The following is a 24,705-nucleotide window of genomic DNA, read 5'->3' on the forward strand; positions in this document are numbered from 1 at the left end:
TGTGAGCGGTTGAGGGAGGGGCGTTGGGCACCGATCAGACTCTGCTGCACCGGTTCGTGATCTCGCAGTTGACGGCCATGGGGTTGGATCGAGCACACCTGATCCGGGAATCCGGGGTGCCGAGCTGGACACTGACCGGTAATGGCGTGCACGTGCCCAGTGAAACCTTCTGGCGGCTATGGGAAGTCGGGGCGCGGGCGCTCGGGGATCCGGATGTGGCGCTGCGGGTGGCGAGCCGGTACGAGCTCAAGGCGACTCGGCTGTACGACTATCTGTTCACCAGTGCCCCGACGCTGCGCGCGGGATTGGCGACGTGCGGGCCGTATGTCAGTGCCGTCACCACCAACCACCGGTTCGACCTGGTCGACGGTGCGGGTGGTCCGGCGTTGCGGCTCGATATGGTCGACGGTGGTGACGCGACGCGGGATTACACCCAGCTGTGGGGTTTGACCGCGGTGCTGACCCGAGCGCGCCGCGTCGTCGACGCTCCGCTGGATCCGATTCGGGTCTCGCTGCGACGGCCCGCGCCGCGCCGGATCGAGGTGTACCGCGAGGTATTCGGTTCCGCCATCATCGAATTCGGCGCTGACACCGATGCCATGACATTCCGCGCGTCCGATCTGGATATGCCGCTCACCAGTGCGGATCCGGTGCTCGCGGCCGTGCTGAAACCGCTGGCGGAGGCGTTGCCGCCGCCCCCGCCACTGGAATCGGCGTGGCCCGAACGGGTTGCGGTCGCGGTGGCCGAGGCACTCGACGCGGGCGATATCTCACTGGAAAGGGTGGCGCGCAGTCTGGCTACCAGTCCGCGCACGCTGCAACGCCGTCTCGCCGAAGCGGGTACGACCTGGCGGCGGGAACTGGACCGGGCGCGCTCGGCCCGGTTGGCCGCAGCCTCGATCGGCGGTCCGGTGAGCCGGGGCAGACAGGCGCAGTTGCTCGGCTACTCCGATTCCGCGTCCATGCGCCGGGCGGCTCTGCGCTGGGCGGTGGTCACCCGTTCGCATCCGCCCGCGCCATAAGGGATTCCGTCAAGCCTTCAGATAGCTGGCGGCGATATTCCAGAACAGCGACCGTTCCATTTCCGAGAAGTCCCAGCCTTCGGTGATCGCGTGCGAGGTGGCGACGATGCCCGGTACGTCGAAATCGTCCCGGGTCGCGGTGCCTTTGGCTTCCAACGCCTCGATCACATAGGCGGTGGCGCGTTCTCGGGAATGTTGCACGACGTCTCCTCACGGGCAGTTCGATGGGGATGTCCGCTCTGGATCAGATCGGCAGCCGATGGCGTTCGGGATGTCGAACGCATACCCGCACCATGGGTGTGGTGCGGGTATCCAGTGTTGCCTCGTAGTCGCTGCCGGACCAGTGCGGAACGCGCCAGGATCGGGCAAACGCGCCAACCCGGTGGAATGGTCAGCCCGCGGCCCGCGCCACCAGCTCACCGATACGAGCTTCGTCCTCGGCGGTCAGGGCAGTCAATGCGTAAGCCACCGGCCATACGGTGCCGTCATCGAGCTGCGCCGGATCGCTGAAACCGAGTGTGGCGTAGCGGGACTTGAATTTCGCGGCGCACTGGAAATGCACCACGATCTTCCCGTCGCGGGCGTAGGCGGGCATGCCGTACCAGAGCTTCGGGGTGAGCTCGGGGGCATTGGCTTTGACGATGGCGTGAATACGCTCGCCGAGAACGCGATCGGACTCGTCCATCTCGGCGATCTTGGCGAGCACATCGCGCTCACCATCGGCCTTGGCGTTCTTCGGATTGCGGCGCGCGGTCGTCTTCAGTTCCTGCGCATGGGCTTTCATGGCGGCCCGCTCATCGGCGGAGAAGGAGACGGCGGACTTCGTGGTGGTGGTCATGTGCTTGTCCTTACGTGAAAGAGATGAAAGTGGCTGGTGCGAGCGGGTTTCAGCGGTCCTGGATGAGGCCGAGCACATTGCCGTCGGTATCGACGACGGTGGCGACCAGGCGGCCGCCGCCGACCTCGTTGGCGGCCTCCCGCACGGTGGCTCCGGCCGCGGTCATTTCGGCGATCTTGGCCTCGATATCCGGGACGTGCCAATAGGAGACGGGATTGGTGAGCTGCTGCTTCCCGTTGTCCGGGACGAGGCCGATGTGCTGGCCTTCGGCGTCGAATCCGACGTAGTAGGGGGAGTCGGTCTGCGGGGCGACACCCAGCAGGGCGGTGTAGACGGCCTTGGCGGCGGCCAGATCGGTGACCGGATGCAGTACGGTCCTGATGCCCAGGGTGGTGGTCATTTCGCTCCTGACGTGGGGATTCTCGGTGCCGGTGTGTTGTGCTCCGGACGTGATTAAAGCTTCGCTCGTGGAGGGGGTGAGCCACATCCGTGCTCACCACGGAATCCACCACTGAGTGCCGATTCGGTGCTCCGTACCGAGCCGGCCGAACGGTCTCGATGCGGCCCGGGTACGGCAGAATGGGGCGCATGGTTGCGACAGTGGACATCTCGGCGCGGGAAGCCGAGGTGCTCGCGCTGGTCGGGGAGCACCTCAGCAATGCGGAAATCGGCGCGCGCCTGTTCATCTCGGTGCGGACGGTCGAAAGCCACGTCTCCTCGCTGCTGCGCAAGCTCGAGGTAGCCGATCGGCGGGCGCTCGCCCAGCACGCCGCCCACTCCGCACCGGCTGATCGCCCGCAACCCGCCGCCCCGGTGCTGCCGACCCCGCTGACCTCGTTCATCGGCCGCGCCGGGGAGCGAGCCGAACTCACCGAACTGCTGAAGTCCCAGCGTCAGGTGACCGCCGTGGGTCCGGGCGGCGTCGGCAAGACCCGGCTCGCGCTCACCGTCGCCGCCGAACTCGCCGATGAATTCCCGGACGGCGTGTGGTTCGTCGATCTGGTGCCCATCACCAGCCCGGATATCTGCGTGGTCGCCGGAACCGCCGCGCTCGCACTGGGACTCGGCGAACAGCCCGGCCGCGCCATGGACGAATCCGTACTGGCGGCGCTCGCCGATCGCAATGCCCTACTGGTGCTGGACAATTGCGAACACGTGCGGGACGGGGTCGCGCCCTTCATCGAACGGCTGCTCGCGAGCTGCCCCGGCGTGACGGTGCTGGCCACCAGTCGCGCCCGGCTCATGGTGCCCTTCGAACGCGTCTACACCGTGCCGCCGATGTCGCTGGCGGGCGCGGGCGAATCCGATGCGGTCGAGTTGTTCATGGATCGTGCGGCGGCGGGCGGCTGGCCACCGAATCAGGCATTGCGCGAACAGGTTTCCGCGTTCGTCGAGCGCCTGGACGGTGTGGCGCTCGCCATCGAACTGGCCGCCGCGCGCTGGACCACGCTCGGCCTGGACGGTCTCGGCGAGGGTCTGTCGGATCAGCTGCGCATGCTCGCGGGTGGCGCGCGCGCCGATGACCGGCATCGCTCGGTGCGCGCGGCTCTGGATTGGAGTCACGCGCTGCTCGAGCCCGCCGACCGAGTCCTGTTGCGCCGCATAGCGGTCTTCATGAAGTCGTTCACCATCGCGGCGGCCGCACAGGTCACCGGATCCGAGAAGGGTTCGGTCGCAACCGGATTGGCGCGCCTGGTGGAGCAGAGTCTGCTCATGGTCATCCCGACCGCCACCGGCACCGAATACCGCGCGCTGGAGACCATCCGCCAGTACGGCCTGGAACAGCTCACCGACGCGGGCGAACTCGATGACGCCCGCGCCCGCCACCTCGCCTGGTGCCTCACCGAAGCCACGAACCTGGCTGTGGCGCAACCCGATTGGCGTCCCCGTTTCGACGCGGCCGCCGATGACCTGCGAGTGGCTCTGGCCTGGGTCTGCGAACAGCCCGCTCGTCGCGCCGACGCCTACCGCCTGACCCGCGACTTCGCGAACCTCGCCTTCACCCGCCACCTCACCGGCGAATCCCAATGGCGCTACGAACAAGCCGCCGCTTTCGCCGACAACCCGGCCGACGCGGCCGCCCTCCTCCGCCAAGCCGCCGCGGCCGCGGGTTGCCAACTCAGCGGCGACAATATGTACCGCCTGCACCGCGCCGCCGCCGTCGCCGCCCAGCAGGCGGACGACCCCGCCGGTGCCGCCGCCGACCTGGCCACCGCCGCCACCAGCGCCTACCGCTTCTGGAATACCTTCCAGCAGCACCCGCCCCGCGATGAACCGATCGCTCTGCTCGCCGAGGCGCGAGACCTCGCCTCCGGCCATCCATCCGCCCAGGCCGCCATAGCTCTTGCCGAGGCCGCAGTCCTCGCCAATGCCTTCGGCGCACCGGATGCACTGCCCGGCAGTCTCTCGACGGTGCCGAATACGTTGTCCAGCAGTACTCCCGGAACATCTGACGCGGACCGGCGCGCCGCGGACTTCCGCGATGCCCCTGCGGCGTCGAACGACCTGACCGGCGAGGTTCTCGGCACCGAGTCCGACTCCGTTCCGGAGGTGCTGCGGCGCGCCGAGCGGGCGGTCGAGTTCGCGCACCGTACCGGCGATCCGCTGGCCGAATCCGCGGCCCTGGACGCGCTCACCGGTGCGCAGAGTCGGGTTGGTGACGCGTTGGCGGCATCGGCCACGGCGCGTCGCCGCGTCGCGATGCTGGCATCCGCGCCGAGTACGCCGGACGGTACGCACGAGTTGATCGAGGCGCTCGGCCAGGCCGCCGAAACCGGTGTGGGCGTGGGGGATCTGCGCGGTGCGCGGCGGGCGGCCCGCCGCCTGGCCGATCATCCGATGCTGGCCGAGGTGGGGCACCGGGCTACCGGCCGCCTATTGGTGGTGGATGCGCTGGCGGGCAATGTCGAGGATGTGCTCACCCGCAGCGTCCGGTTTTTCGAAGCCTGGCAGCGCGAAGGCTCGCCGAGTGCCCCCGGCCTCGGTGTGGCCGCGACGGGTGTGGCGATGATTCACGGGCTGCGCGGTGACGACGCCGCCCGCGCGGAATGGCAGGCGGTATCGGACCGGCTCGGTGCCGCACCCGGCCACGGTGATCGCGCGGTCTTCAATACGCTCCGGCTGCTGCACCACGGCCGGATCGATGAGGCGTTCGATCACGTGGACGCGGCACCCGCCGACCTGTGGCGAGATTCCCCGTCCCCCTGGCTGCACTGGTACGTGGCCCTGCGCGCCGAAACCTTTGCCCTCGATGGTGATCCGGCCGCGGCCGACCGCATAGCCGAGGCCCGGGCCGTCGTGGCGGGCAATCCGATCGCCACCGCCCTGGCCGACCGCGCCGAAGCCATCCTGGCCCGAGATCCGGATCGAATTCTGGCCACGGTCACCGTATTCGACACCGCCGAGTGCCGATACCAGTCCGCCCGAACCAAAGTCCTCGCCGGTGGCGACCACGCGGCACAGGGCGAGGCCGCCCTCGCGGCGCTCGGCCTCGCCCCGATGGCCGCATCGCGATAATCAAACTAACAGGGCCGCAGTCAGTTTGGCGAGGAACCGTTCGAAATGCGGATCGGCCGTGGGCAACTCCGCCGCGTCCAGGGGAAACCAGCGCTGATCGGCGAATTCGGCCGGGTCCAAAGCGTATTCGCGGTCGCGGCTGCCCCGGATGACGTACCAGAGCGATACGTCCTCGTGGCTGGGCCCGATTCCGACGGTTGTGGTGATCGTCAGGAACAGCGGTGCGTCGCCGACGACGGTGAAATCCGCCTCGATGGCGATCTCTTCGGCGGTCTCGCGGCGTGCCGTGGCCAGCGGGTGCTCGCCCGGATCGACATGGCCACCGGTCGGCAGCCAGAGTCCCGCCTTGCGGTGCAGGCCCAGCAGCACCGCACGGGAGTCCGGATCGACCAGCACCACATAGCTGACCAGATGTCGCGGCGGCGTGGCCGGTTTGACTCTGCGGAAGATGTCATCGGATTCGGACAGCCAGCGCAGGGTTTCGGCAATATGCCCGCGTTCCAGGGCATCCCAGGGGGTCAGAGTGCGCACGATATCGGCGACAGCGGCCGTGGCGGCTTGCATGTCCGGGACCCTAATCTCCGGCACCGACAGTCGATTGGGAGAGTGTGGTCATGAAGGTGCTGGTTACCGGGGCGGCGGGGTACGTCGGGCGAGCAGTGGTCCAGGCGCTGCACGCGAGGGGGCATGAGCCGGTGGCGATGGTGCGGCCGGGCGCGCGGGTCGATATCGCCGATGCGGCCGAGGTCCGGATGGCCGAACTACTGGATGCCGGTGGATTGCGGCGCGCGGTGTCCGGGGTGGACGCCGTCTGCCACCTGGCGGGGCTGGGACGTGCACGAGAATCGGTGGCGGATCCACTGCCGTATTTCCGGGTGAACACCGGCGGGACGGTGGCACTGGTCGAGGCGATGGCAGCGGAAGGCGTACCGCGCATCGTATTCGCTTCCACCGGAGCGATTTACGGCTCACCGGAAGTGCAGCCGATGGGGGAGCACACTCCGGACGCGCCGCCGCATCCCTACGCGGCCAGCAAACTGGCGGCCGAATTCGCGGTGGAAGCGCAAGCTCGGACAGGCGCGCTGGGCGCGGTGGTGGTCAGATTGCTGAATGTTGCCGGAGGAGCCGATCCGGAAGCCACCCGTCTGATCCCCCGGGTGCTGGCCGCGGCACGTGACGGAGAAGTATTGCGTATCAACGGCGATGGCGGCGCGGTGCGCGATTACCTGCACATCGCGGACGCGGCCGCAGCCTTCGCGGCCTGCGTCGAGCACTGCCCCGCACCGGGTACCGGCACCCGCTACAACATCGGCAGCGGTTGCGGCACAAGCATTCTCGATGTGATCGCGGCGGTCGAACGAGTCACCGGACGCACGGTGGCCCGGGTGCACGGACCGGCCGCCGCGGAACCGCTGACCCTGATCGGCGATCCCGCCAAGGCGATCGCCGAACTCGGCTGGCGGCCGCGGCATTCCGATATCGATGAGATCGTCGCCGCCACCTGGCAGGCGGTGTCGGCGCGCTAGCGCGTCCCCGCCCCGACGCTATGCTGGAGCGGCGGAAGGGAATCCGTCGGTCGGCAGCCACTCCACCACGCGCGTGCCGTCCACCAGATTCGAGACCTGGAACGGATCCTCGGCGAGCAGCTTGCCCACGGTCTCGGCGGAATCGGCGTCGAAGATGAGCAGTGCGCCGGACCCGTCCGGGTACGGGCCGCGCGCCAGCAGGGTGCCCTGCTTCGCGAGCCCGGCGAGGTACTCGCGGTGCACGGGACGGATCTCATCGCGACCGGGAACGGTCGCCTCGGAGTAGGTGTAGTGGACGGCGAAGATCGGCACGGTATCCGCTTTCTGGTCGAATGGGCTTCGAAGAAGCTAGAGCGTCAACAGCATTCGGGTATTCCCGAGGGTATTGGGCTTCACATAGCTCAGATCGAGGAATTCGGCGACGCCGGTGTCATAGGACCGGCACATCTCGGCGTACACCTCGGCGGTGACGGGCGTGCCCTCGATCTCCACGAATCCGTGCCGCGCGAAGAAGTCCACCTCGAAGGTCAGCACGAACACCCGTCCGAGCGAAAGCTCACGCGCGACGGTGATGAGCTGCTGCACCAGCAGATGCCCGGCCCCGGTCCCCTTGATCTCCGGGTGCACCGCGACCGTGCGAATCTCACCGAGGTCCGCCCACAGCACATGCAGCGCCCCACAGCCCACGAGTTCCCCGTCGCGTTCGGCGACCCAGAATTCCTGGATCGACTCGTACAGCGTGACCAGGTTCTTCTCCAGCAGGATCTTGCCGGCGTAGAAATCGATGAGGCGTTTTATCGAGGGCACATCAGAGGTTCGGGCACGACGGATGATCGGCGCCGTGGCCGTCATACCGTCTACCGAACCGCTGTGGGGTGCCCGTGTTGTCATGGGGTGCACAGTAGTCGGCCCCGGTACCGATAGGCTTGGGGTGTGTCGCACATCCAGCCTCCCCTCATACCGGAATGGTCCGGGAACCATGGCCGGTGTCGCGGCTGTTGGGGGCGCTGGTGACCGTGCAGCGTGATGAGGTGGAAGGTCGCTGGGCAGATGCCGGTCCGGCGCGATCGGGTTTCGCCCCCGCGACCCCGGGTGTGGTGGAACCGGCGGCCGTGCCGCTGATGAATATCGCCAATGTGCTGACCGTGCTGCGCATCGCGATCGTGCCGCTGTTCCTGGCCGCGTTGTTCGCGGGCGACGGTCATGATCCGCAGTGGCGCTGGGGTGCGGCGGCGCTGTTCGGCATCGCGGCGATCACCGATCGCATCGACGGTCAGCTGGCCCGGAAATACGGCCTGGTCACCGACTTCGGCAAACTCGCCGATCCGATCGCGGACAAGGCGCTGATCGGCGCCGCGCTGATCGGCCTGTCCATGCTGGGCGATCTGCCGTGGTGGATGACGATCGTGATCGTGGCCCGAGAACTCGGCGTGACCCTGCTGCGCCTGGCGGTGGTGCGGCGCGGGGTGATCCCCGCGGGCCGGGGCGGCAAACTCAAGACCCTGGTGCAGTCGGTGGCGATTGCCGTGCTGTTGCTGCCGCTTTCCGGCGGATTCGCCAGTGCCGGAATGGCATTGATGTACGTGGCCGTGGTGCTCACCGTGGTGACCGGTCTCGACTACGTGGTGCAGGCGGGCAGGCTGTGGTTCGGTTCGCCCGGCGGCAGCCGTGCCGCCTGAGCTCGCCCCGACTCGAATGCCCGGATCATCCGATCCACTCACCTCGCTCGCGCCCGCTGCGGAACTCGTCCACGCACTGAAAGACGCAGGTCAGACGGTAGCCACCGCGGAATCCCTGACCGCGGGTCTACTCGCCGCGACCATCGCGGGAATTCCCGGCGCGAGTGCCGTGTTGCGGGGTGGACTGATCGTCTACGCCACCGAGCTCAAGCACGATTTGGCCGGTGTGAGCGCGGACACCCTCGCTACCGACGGCCCGGTCGCCGCGAGCACCGCCGAACAGCTTGCTGTCGGGGCGCGCAGGACGTGCGGAGCGGACTGGGGAATCGGCCTGACCGGTGTCGCCGGACCCGATCCGCAGGACGGCCGCGAGGTCGGAACCGTGTTCCTCGGCATCGCCGGTGTCCAGGGCACGGAGGTCATCCGGTTGAAACTGTCGGGAGACCGGTGGACGATCAGGGTGGGCGCGGTCCGCGCCGCGGTCGCCGAACTCGTCCGTACTGTTCGAGGCGGGTGAAGCTTCCGGGAACGCGAGACCGACGCCGGACGTTGTCCAGTCAAACGCTGGGTCCGGCGAGACGAGTGTGAGGAGAACGGGATGACGCTGCTGCGAGAAGCGATCGGGGAGAGTCTGCGGCGCGCTCGGGTCGCCCAGAGCCGGACGCTGCGTGAGGTCTCGACCTCGGCACGAGTGAGCCTGGGTTATCTATCGGAGGTCGAACGGGGCCGCAAGGAGGCGTCGAGCGAATTGCTCGCCGCCATCTGCCAGGCCCTGGACGTACCGCTGGCGCAGGTCCTGGTCGATGTCGGCGCGGCCATGGCCGATGCCGATCGGCTGGCCGCGAAAAAGGCCGTGGCCACGGCGAACGCCTCGATGGCCCCGACCGGTGCGGGAGTACGACCCAGGGGTGGGGACGGCGATGTGGCACGGGCCGGCGATGCCGGTTTCGGGCCGCGGATCGTCATTCCGGCCCCCAAATCGGATCGCCTGGTTCTGGTCGCGGCCAAGTGATCGCCCGCTGCGCGCATGTGATTACGGTGTCGAGCGCACCGTGATTACTGTGCGTGGCAGCCGAAAGGGATAAATTCTCTGTAGGCTTCGTGCCGGAGGCGCCGTGCCAGGTACGGGTTTTCCGGCCGCTGCCGCGCAGTGGAGGATATGGGACAACCGGGTGCGTGACGGTCGCGCACTATGTCGCGCGAAGGCGCGCGGCACGTCAGATGGAGGCGGGATCAATCGATGGCTAATCCGTTCGTGAAGGCCTGGAAATATATGATGGCCCTCTTCGATTCCAAGATCGAAGAGCATGCGGATCCGAAGGTCCAGATCCAGCAGGCCATCGAGGAGGCCCAGCGGCAGCACCAGGCGCTGTCGCAGCAGGCGGCGTCGGTGATCGGCAACCAGCGTCAGCTGGAGATGAAGCTGAACCGTTCGCTCGACGAGGTCGAGAAGCTCAATGCCAATGCGCGCCAGGCGGTCATGCTGGCCGATCAGGCCGCCGGTGCGGGCGACACCGAGAAGGCGATCCAATACACCAATGCGGCTGAGGCTTTCGCCGCCCAGCTGGTCACCGCCGAACAGGCCGTCGAGGACCTGAAGGTGCTGCACGACCAGTCGCTGCAGGCCGCCGCTCAGGCCAAGAAGGCCGTCGAGCAGAACGCCATGCTGTTGCAGCAGAAGGTCGCCGAGCGCACCAAGCTGCTGTCCCAGCTGGAGCAGGCCAAGATGCAGGAGCAGGTTTCGGCCTCGCTGCAGCAGATGGACTCCACCCTGTCCGCCCCCGGTACCACCCCCAGCCTGGACGCGGTGCGCGAGAAGATCGAGCGCCGCTACGCCAATGCCCTCGGCGCGGCCGAGCTGGCCCAGAACACGGTGCAGGGTCGCATGATGGAGGTCCAGCAGGCCAGCATCCAGATGGCAGGCCACTCCCGCCTCGAGCAGATCCGCGCCTCCATGCGCGGCGACGCCCTGCCCGCCGGCGGTAACAACCAGCAGGCCGCCGTCCCGAATCCCGCGGCCACGCCGCAGATCAACACCAACAAGGGCCAGGCCGCCCAGCAGTAATCGAGCGGTAGCGAAAGGCATGACACCGATGGGGAGATCGCGGGCGGACAACACCCCCGCGACCTCCCCTGCCCGTTTCCGCCGCAAATCCCGCCCCGCGGACCCCACCGCCCCCCTCCCCGGCTTCCCTTCCCCCTTCGGCCAGCCCGCCCCGGATCCCGCACCCGCCAACGACTTCCACCCCCGGCCTCCGAATACGCAGGGGTGGCAGGTGGATCCGCAGTCGGATCAGACCACGGCAAGGCACTCCACCAAGCCGCTGCACCGACCCGAAACAGGCTTCCCGATACCCGATTCCGTGCCACCCACCGCTCGGACTCGCGCGTACGAAACCGATGGCTACCCCGAATTCCGGCCCGAATCAGGCTCGGGCGGAGCCGATTCGGCACCGGCCCCCGGTTCCTCGGAAGCCTCGGGCCGTACGGCGCGAGCGGATTCCGATACCGGTGCGCGCACTTCCCGGAAGCGGTTCTCACGGCCCGGAGCGCGCACATCCGAACCGACTGTTCCCGAGGCGGCACCGGAGCCACGGGTGGCCTGGGCGCCACCGGGGCCGGATGCGCAGGCGCGGTTCGGGTTCGGTGGCGCCGGGGCGACATTCGATCCGAGCCGTTCGGCCGCCGCGCCCGATCCGGCGCCGGAGACTTCCGGCCGCAAGCGCGGCCGTGCCGCTCGGGTGGCGCGAGAGATGTTGGCGCCCACCGGGGTTGGGCCCGAAGAGTTGGCGCAGCGGCTGCCGGATACTTTGCGCGGGGTGGGGGAGCAGGCGCTGGTCGCCGTGCGCAAGTGGGCTGATCCGCGCGAGCGGGAGTTGCGCAAGCGGCGGCGGACGCGGCGTCGGAGTTTGCGGTTGGGGACCGCGGGTGGGTTGACCACCGCGGGAACCGTTGGGCTGGTGCTCATCTCGGCTCCCGCGTGGGCGGTGATCGTGGTGGGTGGCGGTGCGGTGGCGCTGGTCACCGGGACCGCCGTCACGGCCAAGCGGTATCTGCAATTGCGGAAGGAGCCGCTGCCGCAGGCGGCGTTCGCACCGCGCAAGCTGCCGCCGATCCGGTCGGCGGCGCGGGCGTCGATTTCGCGACTCGTGCGCGCCGAGCGGGCCTTGCACGGGCTGAGCGCGCAGATCGAACGATCGGGCCGGTTACCGGCCGAAGACCTCAGCGACACTTTGGAAACGGCCTCCTCCGGCGCTGCCGCGCTGCATGCCCTGGCCGCGGATATGGTCGCCATGGAGCAGGCCGCGAATGTGCTCGGCCCGCGCAATTCGCCTCTGGCGGAACATGTCCAGGCCATCACCATCCGCTTGGACGGCGGTGTGGCCGAATTCGAGGGCATGGTCGCCGCCGCCGCGCGCGTGCTCGCGGTCCCGGAGAGTGCCGCGATCTCCGATGACCTCGGCTGGGCCATGGTCGGCCTCCGCGACGCCGCCGATCGCCTCGACGGCTGGGCGCAAGCCCTCACCGATCTCGCGGACAATCGCTACCGCGCCAACCCCTGACCCGCCACACCAGCGTGTGGGCGTCCCACCTGCGACCAATGGCCGCGTGCGGGTGCGGTCATGCTCGGGCAAGGTCGTGGTCGCGCCGGGGCGTACCCTCGGGGACAACCCTGAACTTTCCCCGATATTGCTGCTGACCTGGTGATTTTCCATTCCGGGCACTGCAGTATTGAGGCATCGGATCGCGCTGATCGCGGTTCGGGAACTACGGGAGGCACGGAATGCTTTGGAAGATCATCGGCATAGTCGCGGTTGTCTGGATCGCGCTCGCCATCATCGGCGCGTTGATCAAGGGGCTGTTCCCGATCCTCATGATCAGCCTGGTCGTTTTCGGCCTGTACCTGGTGTACAAGGCGATGTCGGGCTCGAACAAGAACCCGATGAGCAAGCTGTAGCGGTATCGGAACCCCGCGGGTGGGCCGTTCGGAGACACTCCGAATGGCCCACAGCCATATCCGGACCCATCCGGTGTCGCCGAATGGGAATCGGTCGCGCGGGCGGTACGTTGTCCGCGCTATGGCTGCTACTGCGATCGTCGCCACCAATTACGGTGGTCCCGAGGTTCTCGCTCCGCTCGAGGTGGAGCTGCCCGATCCCGGTCCGGGCGAGGTGACCGTCGAGGTCCGCGCCGCCGGGGTAAATCCCTTCGATTACAAGCGCTACAGCGGTGCGTTCGGCACCGATCCGGCCGCGCTGCCGATCCGGCTCGGGCTGGAATCGGCGGGCGTGGTGACCGCCGTGGGCCCGGACGCGATCGGCCCCGCCGGTCCGATCATCGTGGGCGAAGAGGTGATCGTGCGCGGCGGCGCGTACGCCACCGCGCTCACCGTGCCCGCCGCGACGGTGGTGCCCAAACCCGCCGAAGTGTCCTGGGAGGTGGCCGCCGGACTGCTGGCGGTCGGCGGGACCGCGGTGCATCTGGTGACCGCGACCGGTGTCGAGGCCGGTGACACTGTGCTGGTGCACGGTGCGGCGGGCAGTGTGGGCGCGCTGGCCGCACAGCTCGCGGTGGCGCGTGGTGCGCGCGTGATCGGCACGGCCGCACCCGCCCGGCATGAGCGGCTGCGGGCCTACGGCATCGAACCCGTCGAGTACGGTCCCGGATTGGCCGAGCGCGTAAAGGCTTTGGCCCCGCAGGGCGTGGACGTCGCCATCGACACCGTGGGAACCGATGAGGCGGTGGATGTTTCGCTGGAGCTGGTTCCGAATCGACAGCGCATCGCCTCGATCGTGGCCTTCGGGCGAGCGGCTCAGGATGGTTTCCAGGTGCTCGGTAGCGGTCCGGGCGCGGATCCGGGCACCGAGATTCGCGGTGCGGCCTGGCGGGAACTGCTGCCGCTGGTGGCCTCCGGGAAACTGGATCTGCCGATCGCCAAGACCTATCCGCTGACCGAGGCCGCCGCCGCGCACGAGTTCGTCCTTGACGGCCATGCGGGCGGAAAGGTTGTTTTGCTGCCCTGATTTCGGCGAATCGTCCCGTCTGGGTGATCCCCTTCGCATATGTTGTTGCCCACAACATATCGGTGTGCGGCCACAATCCGGTGGCCGCCGCTCGAAAGGGTCACCCTGATGAGGACGAAGAACTCGCCGAAGCGCCGCCTGCGGTCCGCGACCGTTGCCATGGCCGTGGCGCTCACGGGTCTGCTCACGCTCACCGCGTGCGGATCCAACTCCACCAGCAGCACCGAATCCTCCTCCGCCCCGTCGGGTGGCGGCGGCAATGGCACGGTCGGGGTCATCCTCCCCGAGACCGCCACCTCGGCGCGCTGGGAATCATTCGACAAGCCGATGCTCCAACAGGCCCTGCGCGCACAGGGATTCGACGCCGACGTGCAGAACGCCCAGGGTGATGTGCAGAAGTTCACCACCCTCGCCGACGGCATGATCGCCAAGGGCGTCAAGGTGCTCATCGTCGCCTCGATCAACAGCGAGGTCGGCAGCGCGGTCGCCGCCAAGGCCAAGAAGGCCGGAATCCCGACCATCGATTACGACCGCCTCAATCTGGGCGGATCCTCGGACTACTACGTCTCCTTCGACAATGTGCGGGTCGGTGAACTCCAGGGCCAGGCCCTGATCACCGCGCTCAAGGACAAGCCGGGCGCACAGGTCGTCGAGATCGAGGGCGCGCCCACCGATAACAACGCCACCCTGTTCCATCAGGGTCAGCTCAAAGCCCTTCAGCCGCTTTATGATTCGGGCGTACTGAAACTGGTGCGCAGCCAGGCCATCGACGGCTGGGATAATCAGAAGGGCGGCAGCACATTCGAGCAGATCCTCACCGGCAACGGCGGCAAGGTCGACGGCGTCGTGGCCGCCAATGACGGCCTCGCGGGCGCGGTCATCACCGTGCTGAAGAAGAACGGTCTCAATGGCAAGGTCCCGGTGACCGGCCAGGACGCCACCTCCGACGGTCTCAAGGCCGTACTGCGCGGTGATCAGTACATGACGGTCTTCAAGCCCATCAAGGATGAGGCCGAATCCGCCGCGAAACTCGCCGCGGCACTGGCCAAGGGCGATAAGGCCGCAGCGGATGCGCTGGCGACGGCCGTGAGCCAGGATCCCAAGGGCAAGCGGGATGTGAAATCGGTACTGCTGACCCCGCAGACGATCACCCGCGCGGACGTCAAAGTGGTGACCGACGCCGGATTCGTCAAGGCGAGCGATATCTGCGGTGGCGATCTCAAGGCCGCCTGCACCGAACTCGGCATCTCCTGACGCCGCCGTAACTAGCCGGAGAACTATGTGATGAGCGAGCCGCTGCTCCAGATCACCGGACTGAACAAGAGTTTCGGCCCGGTGCACGTACTGCACGATGTGGATCTGACCGTGCCCGCCGGCGAGGTCACCGCCCTGGTCGGCGATAACGGCGCGGGCAAGACCACATTGGTGAAATGCGTTGCCGGAATACACCCTTCGGACTCCGGCGAGGTGCGATTCCGGGGTGAGCCCGCACACCTGCGCGGGCCCAAGGACGCGGCGGCGCTCGGTATCGAGGTGGTCTACCAGGACCTGGCCCTGGCCGACAATCTCGACATCGTGGCCAATATGTTCCTCGGCCGCGAACGCGGGAAACCGTGGCTGCTGGACGAGGCGAGCATGGAGGAGGCGGCGCGCACCACGCTGGCCTCCCTCGGGGTGCGGACGGTGAAATCCGTTCGCACACCGGTGGCTTCGCTCTCGGGCGGGCAACGGCAGACCGTGGCCATCGCCAAAGCGGTGCTCTGGAACAGCAATCTGGTGCTGCTGGACGAACCCACCGCGGCGCTCGGCGTCGCGCAGACCCGGCAGGTGCTGGATCTGGTGCGGCGCTTGGCCGAACAGGGTCTGGGCGTGGTGCTGATCAGCCATAACCTGGCCGACGTCTTCGAGGTCGCTGACCGCATCGCGGTGCTGTACCTGGGCCGGATGGCGGCCCAGGTGCGCACCGCCGATGTCACGCACAGTCAGGTGGTGGAGTTGATCACCGCCGGTCGCTCGGGTGACCTCGGGCTGGCCCGTCCGGAAGCGGTGGCGCTGTGAGCGAGAAAGCCGTTGACATGAACAAGGTTTCGGAGAAATCCGATACCGCCGCGATCACCGATTTCGGGATCGACACCACCACCAGATCTACCCGGGAAGCGCTGGGAGAGTATCTCGCCCGTTTGAGGGGAGGCGAGATCGGTTCGCTCCCGGCCCTTTTGGGGTTGCTCGCACTGGTGGTGCTGTTCTCGGTGCAGTCCGATGTGTTCTTCTCGCTCAACAACATCGCCAATCTGCTCGCGCAGGGCGCGGGGCAGACGATCATCGCCATCGGCATCGTCTATGTGCTGCTGATCGGCGAGATCGACCTGTCGGCGGGTACCGCGTCCGGGGTGGCGGGCGCGGTGCTGGCCATGCATTACGTACACGACGGAAACCTGCTCACCGGCATGGGTTCCACCGTGTTCTTCCTCTTCAACGGCCTGCTGGTGCTGGCCGCGATGCTGGCCGGGCTGCTGCGCATTTGGCCGGGCGTGGCCATGTCGCTGCTCGGTGTGCTGATCACCGTCATCGGCTTCAAGGCCAATCCGTGGATCGAGATGCTGCTCGCGGTGTGCGTGGGCGCGGCCATCGGCTGCATCACCGGATTCCTGATCGCCAAGATCGGCATGCCGTCGTTCGTGGTGACCCTGGCGCTGTTCCTGACCTGGCAGGGCGTGATCCTGCAACTCATCGGTGAGGGCGGCGTCCTGGGCATCAGCTCCTCGCATGTATTGGATCAGGTGGCGAACGGGAATCTGTCCACCGCCGGCAGCTGGGCGCTGTTCGTGGTGGGCGCGGGCGGATACGCGGTGGTCACCCTCGGCGGTCATCTGCGGCGGCGGCAACGCGGGCTGGTGACCCAGCCGACGCCGCTGGTCGCCGCGAAAGTGCTGGCGCTCACCGTATTTGCGGCCGTGGCGACCGCGCTGCTGACCGTGAATCGTTCGCCGAGCAATGTGATCGTCATCTCCGGTGTGCCGTATGTGGTTCCGATCGTGCTGGCGCTGTTGGTCGCGGGCACTTTCGTGCTCAACCGGACTCGATACGGTCGTCATATCTACGCCGTCGGCGGTAACGCCGAGGCCGCGCGCCGCGCGGGCATCAACGTAACCCAGTTGCGCGCAAGTGTTTTCGTCATCTCCTCGTCCTGTGCGGCGGTGGGCGCGATCGTCTACTCGTCCAAGGTCGGTTCGGTCGATCCGCAGGCGGGCGGGCTCAACACCCTGCTGTTCGCCGTCGGCGCGGCCGTGATCGGCGGCACCTCGCTGTTCGGCGGCCGCGGCCGGGTGGCCGATGCCGTGATCGGTGGTGCGGTGCTGGCGGTCGTATCCAATGGTCTGGGTCTGCTGCAGCAACCGGCGGCGGTGGTCTCCATCGTCACCGGTCTGGTGCTGCTGCTCGCCGCGACCGTCGACGCGCTGTCCCGGCGGCGCTCGGCGACGGCGCTGCGATGAGGTCGCGCAATTGGCTCGCAGCCACGCTCAACGTGGCTGCGGGTGGCGCGAATTCGCGCGGCGTTGCGCGGAACACGCAAGGCGCGAGAAGGGCGCTCGGGGCGGCAATGGTATTGCTAAGTCCATGACCGTCGCCCGCCCGGACGAGGTGCGCCGCTATAACCGGTCCAGCCTCTTGAGGCTGCTGCATACCGGAGGACCCACCACCCGGGCAGCGCTCGCCACCGCGTTGGGGCTCAATCGATCCACCATCAAAATGCTGGTCGACGGGCTCGCCGAAGCCGGATTGGTGGAGGAGCGGGTGCCGCGGCTGGCCAGCGGCGCGGGCCGCCCGTCACTGCTGGTGCTGCCGCAACCGCAGTCCGCGGCGGTGCTGGCGGTGGATGTGCGCGCCGAGCACGCCGGGATCGCGCTGGTGGGCTTCGGCGGGCAGGTGCTGGGGCGCAATAGCTGGAATCTGCATGGGCGGCAACGGGAACCGGATGAGGTGATCACCCACGTCGCCGAATCCGCCGCGCTGCTGGCCGATGATCTCGGGGTGCGGCCGCTCTCGGCGGGGGTGTCGGTGCCGGGGGTGGTGCGGCGCTCCGACGGCCTGGTGCGCAGTTCGGAGAATCTGCGCTGGGCCGAGGTAGCGCTGGGGCAGCGGCTGGGCGCGGTGCTGGAACTGCCGGTGGTGGTCGGCAACGATGCCGAATTCGGTGCGCTCGCGGAGCATGTGCGCGGTGCGGGCAAGGGCGCGAGCGATGCCGTGTTCGTCTCCGCCGATGTCGGGGTCGGTGGCGGATTGATCGCGCAGGGTGCGCTATTGCGCGGCTCGGCGGGCTACCTCGGCGAAATCGGCCATATGATGGTGCGCCCCGGCGGCCTGCCCTGCCACTGCGGCAATGAGGGCTGCTGGGAGACCGAGGTCGGCGAGGCGGCACTGTGCCGCGCGCTCGGGCTGCCCGAGCACGGGCCGCGCGGGGCGATCGTCGCCGAACTCCGTGAGCTGCACGAGGATTGCGATGTCCGCCTCGCCGACTATCTGAACTGGCTGGTGCTCGGGCTGGTCAATGTCGTGAACATTCTCGGCCCGGAACTGGTGGTGCTCGGGGATCTCTTCACCGCGCTGCCCGATGCGACGGTCGCCAAGGTCGCCGATGAGGTGCGCCGCCGCAGCATGGTCAGTCGCGCGCTGGGCGGGGTGCGCATCGAAAAGTCCCGGCTGGGAGCCGATCTGAAACTGCTCGGTGCGGCCGAAGCCGCCTTCGACGGAGTTCTCGCCGCGCTGTAGCAGCGGATGAGCGCTGGCGCGGATAACGCGCGGCATCGAATCGCACGAGTCGGCGTCCGTTGGCCCGGGTCTGGTATTGAATTCACCCATGGAGCAGCTTCCCGAGGACTGGCAGCGCGGACTGGTGATCGTCGCGCACCCCGATGACATCGAATACGGTGCGGCCGCGGCCGTCGCGCGATGGACCCGGCAGGGCAAGGACATTCGGTACGTCCTGGTCACCAGCGGCGAGGCGGGCATCGCGGGACTGACGCCCGCCGAGGCCGGTCCGCTGCGCGAGGACGAGGAGCGCACCAGCGCGAAGATCGTCGGCGTCAGTCAGGTCGAATTCCTCGGCTATCCGGACGGCCGCATCGAGGAGGGTCTCGCGCTGCGCCGCGATCTGGCGGCCGCCATTCGACGGCATCAGCCGGATATGGTGGTGCTCTTCAACTTCGGTGATGTCTGGGCGCGCGGCTACGCCAATAGCGCCGACCACCGCGCCGTCGGCCGCGCCGGCCTGGACGCGGTATCGGATGCGGGCAACGAATGGATTCACACGGACCTGGACCTGCCCCCGCACTCCCCGCGCTGGGCCGCGGTCTGCGGTGTCGCCGACGGCAGCCACGGCGTTGACGTCACCGACACCATCGAAACGGCCGTGGAATCCCTCGCCGCGCACCATCGCTACCTCGCCGCGCTGAGCTCCGACCCCGTGGTCGATCAGGCGCGCGCGGTCATCGATATGACGGCCGGTCCCAAAGAGGGCTTCCCAGCCGCCCGAGCCGTCTCCTTCGAGCTCTACTACTTCGCCGGGTAACCGCCCCCGACCCGAGATTCCGCGTGCGGCTTCGCGACGTGCGGAAATAGCCTGCGCCCAGGCGGAATCTCGCATGCTCGCCGTCGGTGTGGCAACCGGTCATCGGGGATCTGGATATTCGGGAGGGACAGGTACCGGCGAGTGTTGTTGGGCGAGGTGCGGGTGGCGTCGGGGCGGTGTGGGAGGCTACGCGTGTGCGAGTAGCGGTGGTGGCCGGGCCTGATCCGGGACATGCCTTTCCGGCGATCGCGTTATGCCTGCGAATGCTGGCGGCGGGCGATGATCCGGTGCTGTTCACCAGCCCGCGTTGGTTCGACGCGGCGCTGGCGGCCGGTATCGGGGTGCGGCGGTTGAAGGGGCTGGCCCCGCGCGCCGAGGATGACGATGCCGACGCGGGTGCGCGTATCCACCAACGGGCGGCGCATATTTCGACCGAGATCCTGCCGGATCTGAGCGCCATGCTCCCCGAGCTGGTGGTATCGGATGTGCTCACCGCCGGTGGCGGGATGGCGGCCGAGCGGTTGGGGCTGCCGTGGGTGGAGCTGTCACCGCATCCGCTGTACCTGCCGTCGAAGGGGTTGCCGCCCATCGGAAGTGGGCTCACGCCGGGTGAGGGGATGCGCGGTCGCGCCCGGGATTCGGTGCTGCGCACGCTGACCGCCCGCGATATCCGCCGGGGCGAGGCGCAGCGCGGACTGGCGCGGGTGAGTATCGGCCTGCCCGAACAGGATCCGGGACCGGCCGCGCGCTTGATCGCCACCCTGCCCGCGCTCGAGGTGCCGCGACCGGACTGGCCGGAGAACGCGCATCTGGTCGGGCCGCTGCTATGGGAGCCGACCGATCACATTCTGGAGCTGCCGCCCGGCGATGAACCGTTGATCATGGTCGCCCCGTCGACCGCGCACACCGGTGTCGCCGACATGGTCGACACCGTGCTCGAGGGTCTGCGCGGTGCGGGCGTGCGCGTCGCGGTCTCCACCCTGGATACCCCGCCTGCCGAGTTGCCCGCTTGGGCCACAGCGGGTTTGGGCCGACAGGATGAACTGCTTCGCCACGCCTCGGTGGTCATCGGTGGCGGCGGGCACGGTCTGCTCGCGAAATCCTTGCTGGCCGGTGTGCCCGTGGTCACCGTCCCCGGCGGCGGTGACCAATGGGAGCTCGCGAATCGCGTTGTCCGCCAGGGCAGTTCGCTCCTCGTCCGCCCGCTCACACCGGAATCGGTGCGCGACGCGGTCAAACAGATCCTCGACGACCCGGCCTACACCGCCGCCGCCCGATCGGCCGCGGCCGGAGCGGCGGTGGTCTCCGACCCCGTCCAGATCTGCCATGACGTCGCCAACGCCTGACGTCGCCGGATGGGTGCCGCACGTGGATTTCGCGGAAAGCGGAGCGGTGCGCGCGGGTCTTGGCCGTGGCGTAGGCTCGCGGCCGTGCGATTGACGGAATTCCAGGAGCTGTTGCATACCGAGTTCGGCACGGCGCGCGGGGACGCGCTGCTCACCGATCATGTGCTGCCGCGGATCGGGAAGACGGGTGCGCAGGCCATCGATTCGGGCATCGATCCGCGCGATGTGTGGCGCGCGCTCTGCGCGGAGTTCGATGTACCCAAGACGCGCTGGTAAATCCCTACTCGTCCGGATGTGTCTTCTTGGCGTAGTGCCGGGTGGCCTTGGCGCGATTGCCGCAGGTCGCCATGGAATGCCAGCGGCGAGCGCCGTTCTTCGAGGTGTCGTGGAACCAGAGCACGCAGTTGGGGTGTGCGCACTGTTTGATGCGGTCGGGGGCCGCGCCCAATAGCTCCAATAGGTTTTCGGCGGCCAGCCAGGCCGGGAACCATTCGGCCTGCCGGACATCGGGTTCGGCGACCGGACCGTCGGGGGTGAGGACGCGGCGAATGCGACCGTGGTCCAGCACCCGGTTGAGCTCATCGGCGGAGCCGCCGCGCACCGTGCGCAGGATCGCCTCGCGCGTGGCCACGACGGCGCGCAGCATGGCGGCGTCGACCGCGACCGAGAGATCGTTATCCGCCAGCCACCGCCGCAATCCGGCGAGGTCGGTGAGCAGATCCTGCGGACCCTCCGCATCGATCCAGCGGGTGTTCAGCAGATCCAGCGCAAGCGGTTCGCCGAGGTGGGGGCGGGCATCGGGCACGCCTGAGACTAACTGGCGCGAGCTCGTCATCGGTGGAACACCTCCTCACTAACCGGTGTTGTCGAGAATGAAGGTTGACACCACGGGTGCTCGACCCTAGGTTTCTAACCAGTGAAACGCCTCAGTATGGTTAATTCTTCCGTGAAAGGACCGCACCATGCGACCCCCACTGCCGCCCTTCGACCTGGAATCGGCCAAACTGAAGGTCCGTGCCGCCGAAAACGCCTGGAACACCCGTGATCCCGAGAAGGTCGCACAGGCGTACACCGAGGATTCGGTCTGGCGCAATCGCGATGAATTCCTGACCGGCCGCGCCGAGATCGTCGACTTCCTGAAGCGCAAATGGTCCGCCGAGAACGGCTATGCGCTGCGCAAACAGCTCTGGAGCTTCGACGGGAACCGCATCGCCGTGCGCTTCCAATACGAATGGCATGACGACTCGGGCCAATGGTGGCGCAGCTACGGCAATGAGCTCTGGGAATTCTCCCCGGAGGGCCTGATGTCCCGTCGCGAAGCCAGCATCAACGACACCCGCATCGATGAATCCGCCCGCCGCATCTTCGGGCCGCGCACCGAGGCGGACGACAACTGGGACCTGCCGCTCCAATAGTCCGGAGGCCGTCCGTGATTCGCCGCGGCGCGGGCCGCGTGCGGAGGTCCTCCCCGGCCGCTGTGCCCCGGTGTGCCTCCGGGGCGGTGCGGACCCCTCCGCCGCGCCGCCCCGGAGTAGCACCGGAAGTGGTCGGTGGGCGAGCTCGTGGCGGATTCGCACGCCATCCGCGCTCGGGCCGAAAGTTCCGCTCCCGCTCGGCCATCGCGGCGGGCAGTGCCGCGATGGCCTCATGGGGCGGGTGGTTGCCGATGCGGGATTGCGTCGGCCTCTAAATAGTCGGCGATCGGGGTCCGGGGCGGCAGCCTGTACGCACCACTCGTGGACGGGGTGCTGGCACCACCGTGCGAGCGGTGCGCCCCGGGAATTGAGGTAGTGCGGTACGGGTGCGCGCCGGCGCGGGGTGGAGGATCCTCGCAGATGTGAACACCGGCCGGGTGAAGGTTGTCGTCGCCGAGGACTCGATACTGATTCGCGAGAGCGTATTGCGGGTGCTGGCAACGGATTCGGGGATCGAAGTGGTCGGGGCGGGCACCGATTTCGCCTCCACGCTCGAGGTGGTGCGTTCGGCGCGGCCGGATGTGCTCATCACCGATGTGCGGATGCCGCCCACCGGTACCGATGAGGGGGTGCGGCTGGCCAAACTGCTGCGCGAGACGCATCCGGGCACGGGGGTGCTGGTGCTCTCGCACTATGCCGAACCCGCCTATGCCGCAGGGCTGCTCGACGGCGGCTCGGTGGGGCGCGGATATCTGCTCAAGGAGCGCATCGCGCATTTCGATCAGCTGCTCAACGCGGTGCACGTGATCGCGGGCGGCGGTTCGATTCTCGATCCGATGATCATGGAAGCGCTACTGGCGCAACGTCCGCAGCGGGAGCTGGTGGACCGCCTCACCGCGCGCGAACATCAGGTGCTCGGGGAGATCGCGCTCGGCGGCAGCAATCGGGTCGTCGCCGAACGGCTGGCGCTCTCCCAGCGAGCGGTGGAGAAGCACATCAATTCGATCTTCGCCAAGCTCGGGCTGACCGCGGATCCGGCACTGGATCAGCGGGTGGCGGCGGTGCTGGTATTCCTGTCCGCGAACGACCGTTAGGGGTGTGTGCACCCTTTCGATGCCCGGCCCCGCGCGGCACCATGACAGCATGAATGCCGAAGTGCCGGTGTGGATCGTCGATGATCGCGCGGCCTTCCGGCGTGCCCTGGCTGCCACGATCGCGGCCAGCGCGGGTTTCACCGTCGCGGGTGAGGCCGCCACCGGTGAGGCGGCCCTGGAACTGCTCACGCGGGCGGCGGCCGGGCTGGTGCTGATGGATATCAATATGCCCGGTATCGGCGGTATCGAGGCGACCCGCCGGATCAGCGGCGCGCACCCCGGTGTGCGGGTGCTGCTGATGTCGACCTATGACACATCCGATCTCCCGGACGAGGTATCGCAGTGTGGCGCAGCGGGATACGTGCACAAGGAAAACCTGAGCCCGGAGCTGATCGCGACGGTCTGGACCCGACTGAACCGCTGGCGCACGACTGGGATGACACCGCCGCCGTGAGCCGGATTCGGCTGCGGCAGTTCCTGTTCGCCGCCTTCGGCACCATCGCGGTACTGCTCGGGCTGTGCCTGGTCGCGCAGCTGCTGCGGCCCTCGATCTGGAATATCGCGCTGGCCGCGGTGCTGGCGTGCAACGCGCTCATCGATATCGGGGTGCTGCGGCTGGTGGAGCGCGGTGCGCTGGCCTTCGCGGTCACCGTGATCTCGATCGAGCTGTGGGTGAGCGCCATGGTGGCGTCGTATCTGTCGCCGTTCACTCTCCCGATTCACGTGGTCGCGGCGATCCTGCCCGCCATTTTCGTTGTCCCGTACGTGGATCGGCGACGGCTGCCGGGATTCTCGATCGTCACCATCGCCAGCATTGTGGTGTGCGGGGTGCTGGCCGCGCCGCTGCTGAGTTCGGTGCCGCGCTCACCGGGCATCTCCGCAGCCGCGATCATCGGGCTGCCGGTGATGTCCACGCTGATCCTGCTGGTGGTGTGGCATACCGCGACCACATTGCAGGACATCGCGACCGCCGCCCGGCGCAGCGCGGACGCACTGGCCCTGTCCCAGCAGCTGCTGGCGCGGCGCGCCGAACAGCTCGCGGCCTCGCGCGCCCGGCTGGTCGCGGCCATCGACGCCGAGCGGCGCAGACTCGAACGCGATCTGCACGACGGCGCGCAACAGGATCTGGTCGCGGTCGCCGTGACGGTGCAGCTGGCCCGGCAGCTGGTGGGGTCGAACGATGACGAATGCGCCCGAATGCTCACCGAGGCAAGCGATCTGCTGCAAACCGCGATCGGGGAGATCCGCCGGCTCGCGCACGGCATCTATCCGACCCTGCTCGCCTCGGGCGGATTGCGGGCCGCGCTGGCGGGTGTCACGCATCGCTCCGCCGTGCCGGTGCTGCTGAATATCGCCGATCTGGGCAGGTATCGCAGCGAGATCGAGACCGCCCTCTACTTCTGCTGTCTCGAGGCGTTGCAGAACACCGCCAAACACGGCGGGAACGGCGTCACCGCCACCATTTCCGCGCATCAGGACGACGGCACCTTGACGATTACGGTGTCGGACAACGGGTGCGGATTCGAACAATCGGAAAACCCTGCGGGCGTGGGACTTACGAATATGCAGGATCGACTCGCGGTGATCGGCGGCACGCTGATCGTGGCCTCGGCACCGGGAGAGGGCACGCGGGTGACGGCAATCGTTCCCGCACAACCGATTCCGGGCTGATCGCG

The 24,705-nt window shown here is 68.1% G+C and carries 28 protein-coding genes; 21 read left to right on the forward strand and 7 right to left on the reverse strand.

All coding sequences use genetic code 11. The features are described 5' to 3' along the window. The first annotated feature begins 23 nt into the window (after positions 1-23). Positions 24-1,022, forward strand: a complete 999-nt coding sequence (locus AB0L82_RS04915; protein ID WP_364631139.1) for an AraC family transcriptional regulator ligand-binding domain-containing protein — start codon at positions 24-26, stop codon at positions 1,020-1,022. Positions 1,023-1,031: 9 nt separating this feature from the next. Here the strand turns inward: AB0L82_RS04915 and AB0L82_RS04920 are convergent, their stop codons facing one another. The 3 genes from AB0L82_RS04920 to AB0L82_RS04930 form a co-directional block, all read right to left on the reverse strand. Further along, positions 1,032-1,223 (reverse strand): hypothetical protein, encoded by a 192-nt coding sequence (locus AB0L82_RS04920; protein ID WP_364631142.1) that lies wholly within the window; start codon positions 1,221-1,223, stop codon positions 1,032-1,034. A 190-nt stretch (positions 1,224-1,413) separates the two neighbouring features. Continuing rightward, positions 1,414-1,860: a DUF1801 domain-containing protein gene (locus AB0L82_RS04925; protein ID WP_364631145.1), complete on the reverse strand. Its 447-nt coding sequence runs from the start codon at positions 1,858-1,860 to the stop codon at positions 1,414-1,416. 49 nt (positions 1,861-1,909) lie between these two features. Next, positions 1,910-2,260, reverse strand: a complete 351-nt coding sequence (locus AB0L82_RS04930; protein WP_364631148.1) for a VOC family protein — start codon at positions 2,258-2,260, stop codon at positions 1,910-1,912. A 188-nt stretch (positions 2,261-2,448) separates the two neighbouring features. Between AB0L82_RS04930 and AB0L82_RS04935 the strand changes: the two genes are divergently transcribed. Beyond that, positions 2,449-5,376 (forward strand): LuxR C-terminal-related transcriptional regulator, encoded by a 2,928-nt coding sequence (locus AB0L82_RS04935; RefSeq protein WP_364631151.1) that lies wholly within the window; start codon positions 2,449-2,451, stop codon positions 5,374-5,376. Here AB0L82_RS04935 and AB0L82_RS04940 read toward each other — a convergent pair whose 3' ends face one another. Then, entirely contained in the window at positions 5,377-5,940 is a 564-nt protein-coding gene (locus AB0L82_RS04940; RefSeq protein WP_364631154.1) for an NUDIX domain-containing protein, read from the reverse strand. It abuts the gene before it with no gap. A gap of 50 nt (positions 5,941-5,990) precedes the next feature. On the opposite strand from AB0L82_RS04940, the gene AB0L82_RS04945 reads away from it, so the two are divergent. Further along, positions 5,991-6,902: an NAD-dependent epimerase/dehydratase family protein gene (locus AB0L82_RS04945; RefSeq protein WP_364631157.1), complete on the forward strand. Its 912-nt coding sequence runs from the start codon at positions 5,991-5,993 to the stop codon at positions 6,900-6,902. 18 nt (positions 6,903-6,920) lie between these two features. Here the strand turns inward: AB0L82_RS04945 and AB0L82_RS04950 are convergent, their stop codons facing one another. Both AB0L82_RS04950 and AB0L82_RS04955 read right to left on the reverse strand, forming a co-directional pair. Then, complete coding sequence (locus AB0L82_RS04950; RefSeq protein ID WP_364631160.1) at positions 6,921-7,214, reverse strand: YciI family protein; 294 nt, start codon at positions 7,212-7,214, stop codon at positions 6,921-6,923. Between the two features lie 36 nt (positions 7,215-7,250). Beyond that, entirely contained in the window at positions 7,251-7,793 is a 543-nt protein-coding gene (locus AB0L82_RS04955) for an amino-acid N-acetyltransferase (RefSeq protein WP_364631163.1), read from the reverse strand. A gap of 230 nt (positions 7,794-8,023) precedes the next feature. On the opposite strand from AB0L82_RS04955, the gene pgsA reads away from it, so the two are divergent. From pgsA to AB0L82_RS05025, 14 genes are all read left to right on the forward strand, one after another. Beyond that, complete coding sequence (pgsA, locus tag AB0L82_RS04960) at positions 8,024-8,581, forward strand: CDP-diacylglycerol--glycerol-3-phosphate 3-phosphatidyltransferase (RefSeq protein ID WP_364632781.1); 558 nt, start codon at positions 8,024-8,026, stop codon at positions 8,579-8,581. Between the two features lie 16 nt (positions 8,582-8,597). After that, positions 8,598-9,098 carry a CinA family protein gene (locus AB0L82_RS04965; protein WP_364631166.1) on the forward strand — a complete coding sequence of 167 codons (501 nt, stop codon included), beginning with the start codon at positions 8,598-8,600 and terminating at the stop codon, positions 9,096-9,098. An 81-nt stretch (positions 9,099-9,179) separates the two neighbouring features. Then, entirely contained in the window at positions 9,180-9,593 is a 414-nt protein-coding gene (locus AB0L82_RS04970) for a helix-turn-helix transcriptional regulator (protein WP_364631169.1), read from the forward strand. Between the two features lie 228 nt (positions 9,594-9,821). Further along, complete coding sequence (locus AB0L82_RS04975) at positions 9,822-10,646, forward strand: PspA/IM30 family protein (RefSeq protein ID WP_364631172.1); 825 nt, start codon at positions 9,822-9,824, stop codon at positions 10,644-10,646. 532 nt (positions 10,647-11,178) lie between these two features. Then, entirely contained in the window at positions 11,179-12,144 is a 966-nt protein-coding gene (locus AB0L82_RS04980) for a hypothetical protein (protein WP_364631175.1), read from the forward strand. 221 nt (positions 12,145-12,365) lie between these two features. Next, entirely contained in the window at positions 12,366-12,539 is a 174-nt protein-coding gene (locus AB0L82_RS04985; RefSeq protein ID WP_364631178.1) for a hypothetical protein, read from the forward strand. 121 nt (positions 12,540-12,660) lie between these two features. Next, positions 12,661-13,605: an NADP-dependent oxidoreductase gene (locus AB0L82_RS04990; RefSeq protein WP_364631181.1), complete on the forward strand. Its 945-nt coding sequence runs from the start codon at positions 12,661-12,663 to the stop codon at positions 13,603-13,605. Positions 13,606-13,713: 108 nt separating this feature from the next. After that, the gene (locus AB0L82_RS04995; RefSeq protein ID WP_364631183.1) at positions 13,714-14,859 is read left to right on the forward strand and encodes a substrate-binding domain-containing protein; all 1,146 of its coding nucleotides are present in this window, start codon (positions 13,714-13,716) and stop codon (positions 14,857-14,859) included. 30 nt (positions 14,860-14,889) lie between these two features. Continuing rightward, on the forward strand, positions 14,890-15,663 hold the full coding sequence (locus tag AB0L82_RS05000) for an ATP-binding cassette domain-containing protein (RefSeq protein WP_364631186.1): 774 nt from the start codon (positions 14,890-14,892) through the stop codon (positions 15,661-15,663). Beyond that, a complete protein-coding gene (locus AB0L82_RS05005) occupies positions 15,660-17,099 on the forward strand; it encodes an ABC transporter permease (RefSeq protein ID WP_364631189.1) in 1,440 nt (479 codons plus the stop codon). The genes AB0L82_RS05000 and AB0L82_RS05005 overlap by 4 nt, the downstream gene beginning before the upstream one ends. Before the next feature lie 124 nt (positions 17,100-17,223). Then, complete coding sequence (locus AB0L82_RS05010) at positions 17,224-18,375, forward strand: ROK family transcriptional regulator (RefSeq protein ID WP_364631192.1); 1,152 nt, start codon at positions 17,224-17,226, stop codon at positions 18,373-18,375. Between the two features lie 88 nt (positions 18,376-18,463). Beyond that, a complete protein-coding gene (locus tag AB0L82_RS05015; RefSeq protein WP_364631196.1) occupies positions 18,464-19,174 on the forward strand; it encodes a PIG-L family deacetylase in 711 nt (236 codons plus the stop codon). A 194-nt stretch (positions 19,175-19,368) separates the two neighbouring features. Beyond that, positions 19,369-20,520, forward strand: coding sequence for a nucleotide disphospho-sugar-binding domain-containing protein (locus tag AB0L82_RS05020; RefSeq protein ID WP_364631199.1), 1,152 nt, complete (start codon positions 19,369-19,371; stop codon positions 20,518-20,520). Positions 20,521-20,604: 84 nt separating this feature from the next. Further along, positions 20,605-20,796 carry a DUF3046 domain-containing protein gene (locus tag AB0L82_RS05025; protein ID WP_364631202.1) on the forward strand — a complete coding sequence of 64 codons (192 nt, stop codon included), beginning with the start codon at positions 20,605-20,607 and terminating at the stop codon, positions 20,794-20,796. Positions 20,797-20,800: 4 nt separating this feature from the next. On the opposite strand, the gene AB0L82_RS05030 is transcribed toward AB0L82_RS05025, so the two are convergent. Continuing rightward, positions 20,801-21,325 carry a CGNR zinc finger domain-containing protein gene (locus AB0L82_RS05030; RefSeq protein WP_364632783.1) on the reverse strand — a complete coding sequence of 175 codons (525 nt, stop codon included), beginning with the start codon at positions 21,323-21,325 and terminating at the stop codon, positions 20,801-20,803. A gap of 157 nt (positions 21,326-21,482) precedes the next feature. Here AB0L82_RS05030 and AB0L82_RS05035 point away from each other — a divergent pair, with 157 nt between their 5' ends. From AB0L82_RS05035 to AB0L82_RS05050, 4 genes are all read left to right on the forward strand, one after another. Beyond that, a complete protein-coding gene (locus tag AB0L82_RS05035) occupies positions 21,483-21,935 on the forward strand; it encodes a nuclear transport factor 2 family protein (RefSeq protein WP_364631205.1) in 453 nt (150 codons plus the stop codon). A 422-nt stretch (positions 21,936-22,357) separates the two neighbouring features. After that, complete coding sequence (locus tag AB0L82_RS05040; protein WP_364631208.1) at positions 22,358-23,029, forward strand: response regulator transcription factor; 672 nt, start codon at positions 22,358-22,360, stop codon at positions 23,027-23,029. A 49-nt stretch (positions 23,030-23,078) separates the two neighbouring features. Next, positions 23,079-23,483 carry a response regulator transcription factor gene (locus tag AB0L82_RS05045; RefSeq protein WP_364631211.1) on the forward strand — a complete coding sequence of 135 codons (405 nt, stop codon included), beginning with the start codon at positions 23,079-23,081 and terminating at the stop codon, positions 23,481-23,483. Next, entirely contained in the window at positions 23,480-24,700 is a 1,221-nt protein-coding gene (locus AB0L82_RS05050) for a sensor histidine kinase (protein ID WP_364631214.1), read from the forward strand. The genes AB0L82_RS05045 and AB0L82_RS05050 overlap by 4 nt, the downstream gene beginning before the upstream one ends. Positions 24,701-24,705 lie beyond the last annotated feature (5 nt).

It is taken from the genome of Nocardia sp. NPDC052001, from assembly GCF_040680615.1.
Classification (GTDB): domain Bacteria; phylum Actinomycetota; class Actinomycetes; order Mycobacteriales; family Mycobacteriaceae; genus Nocardia.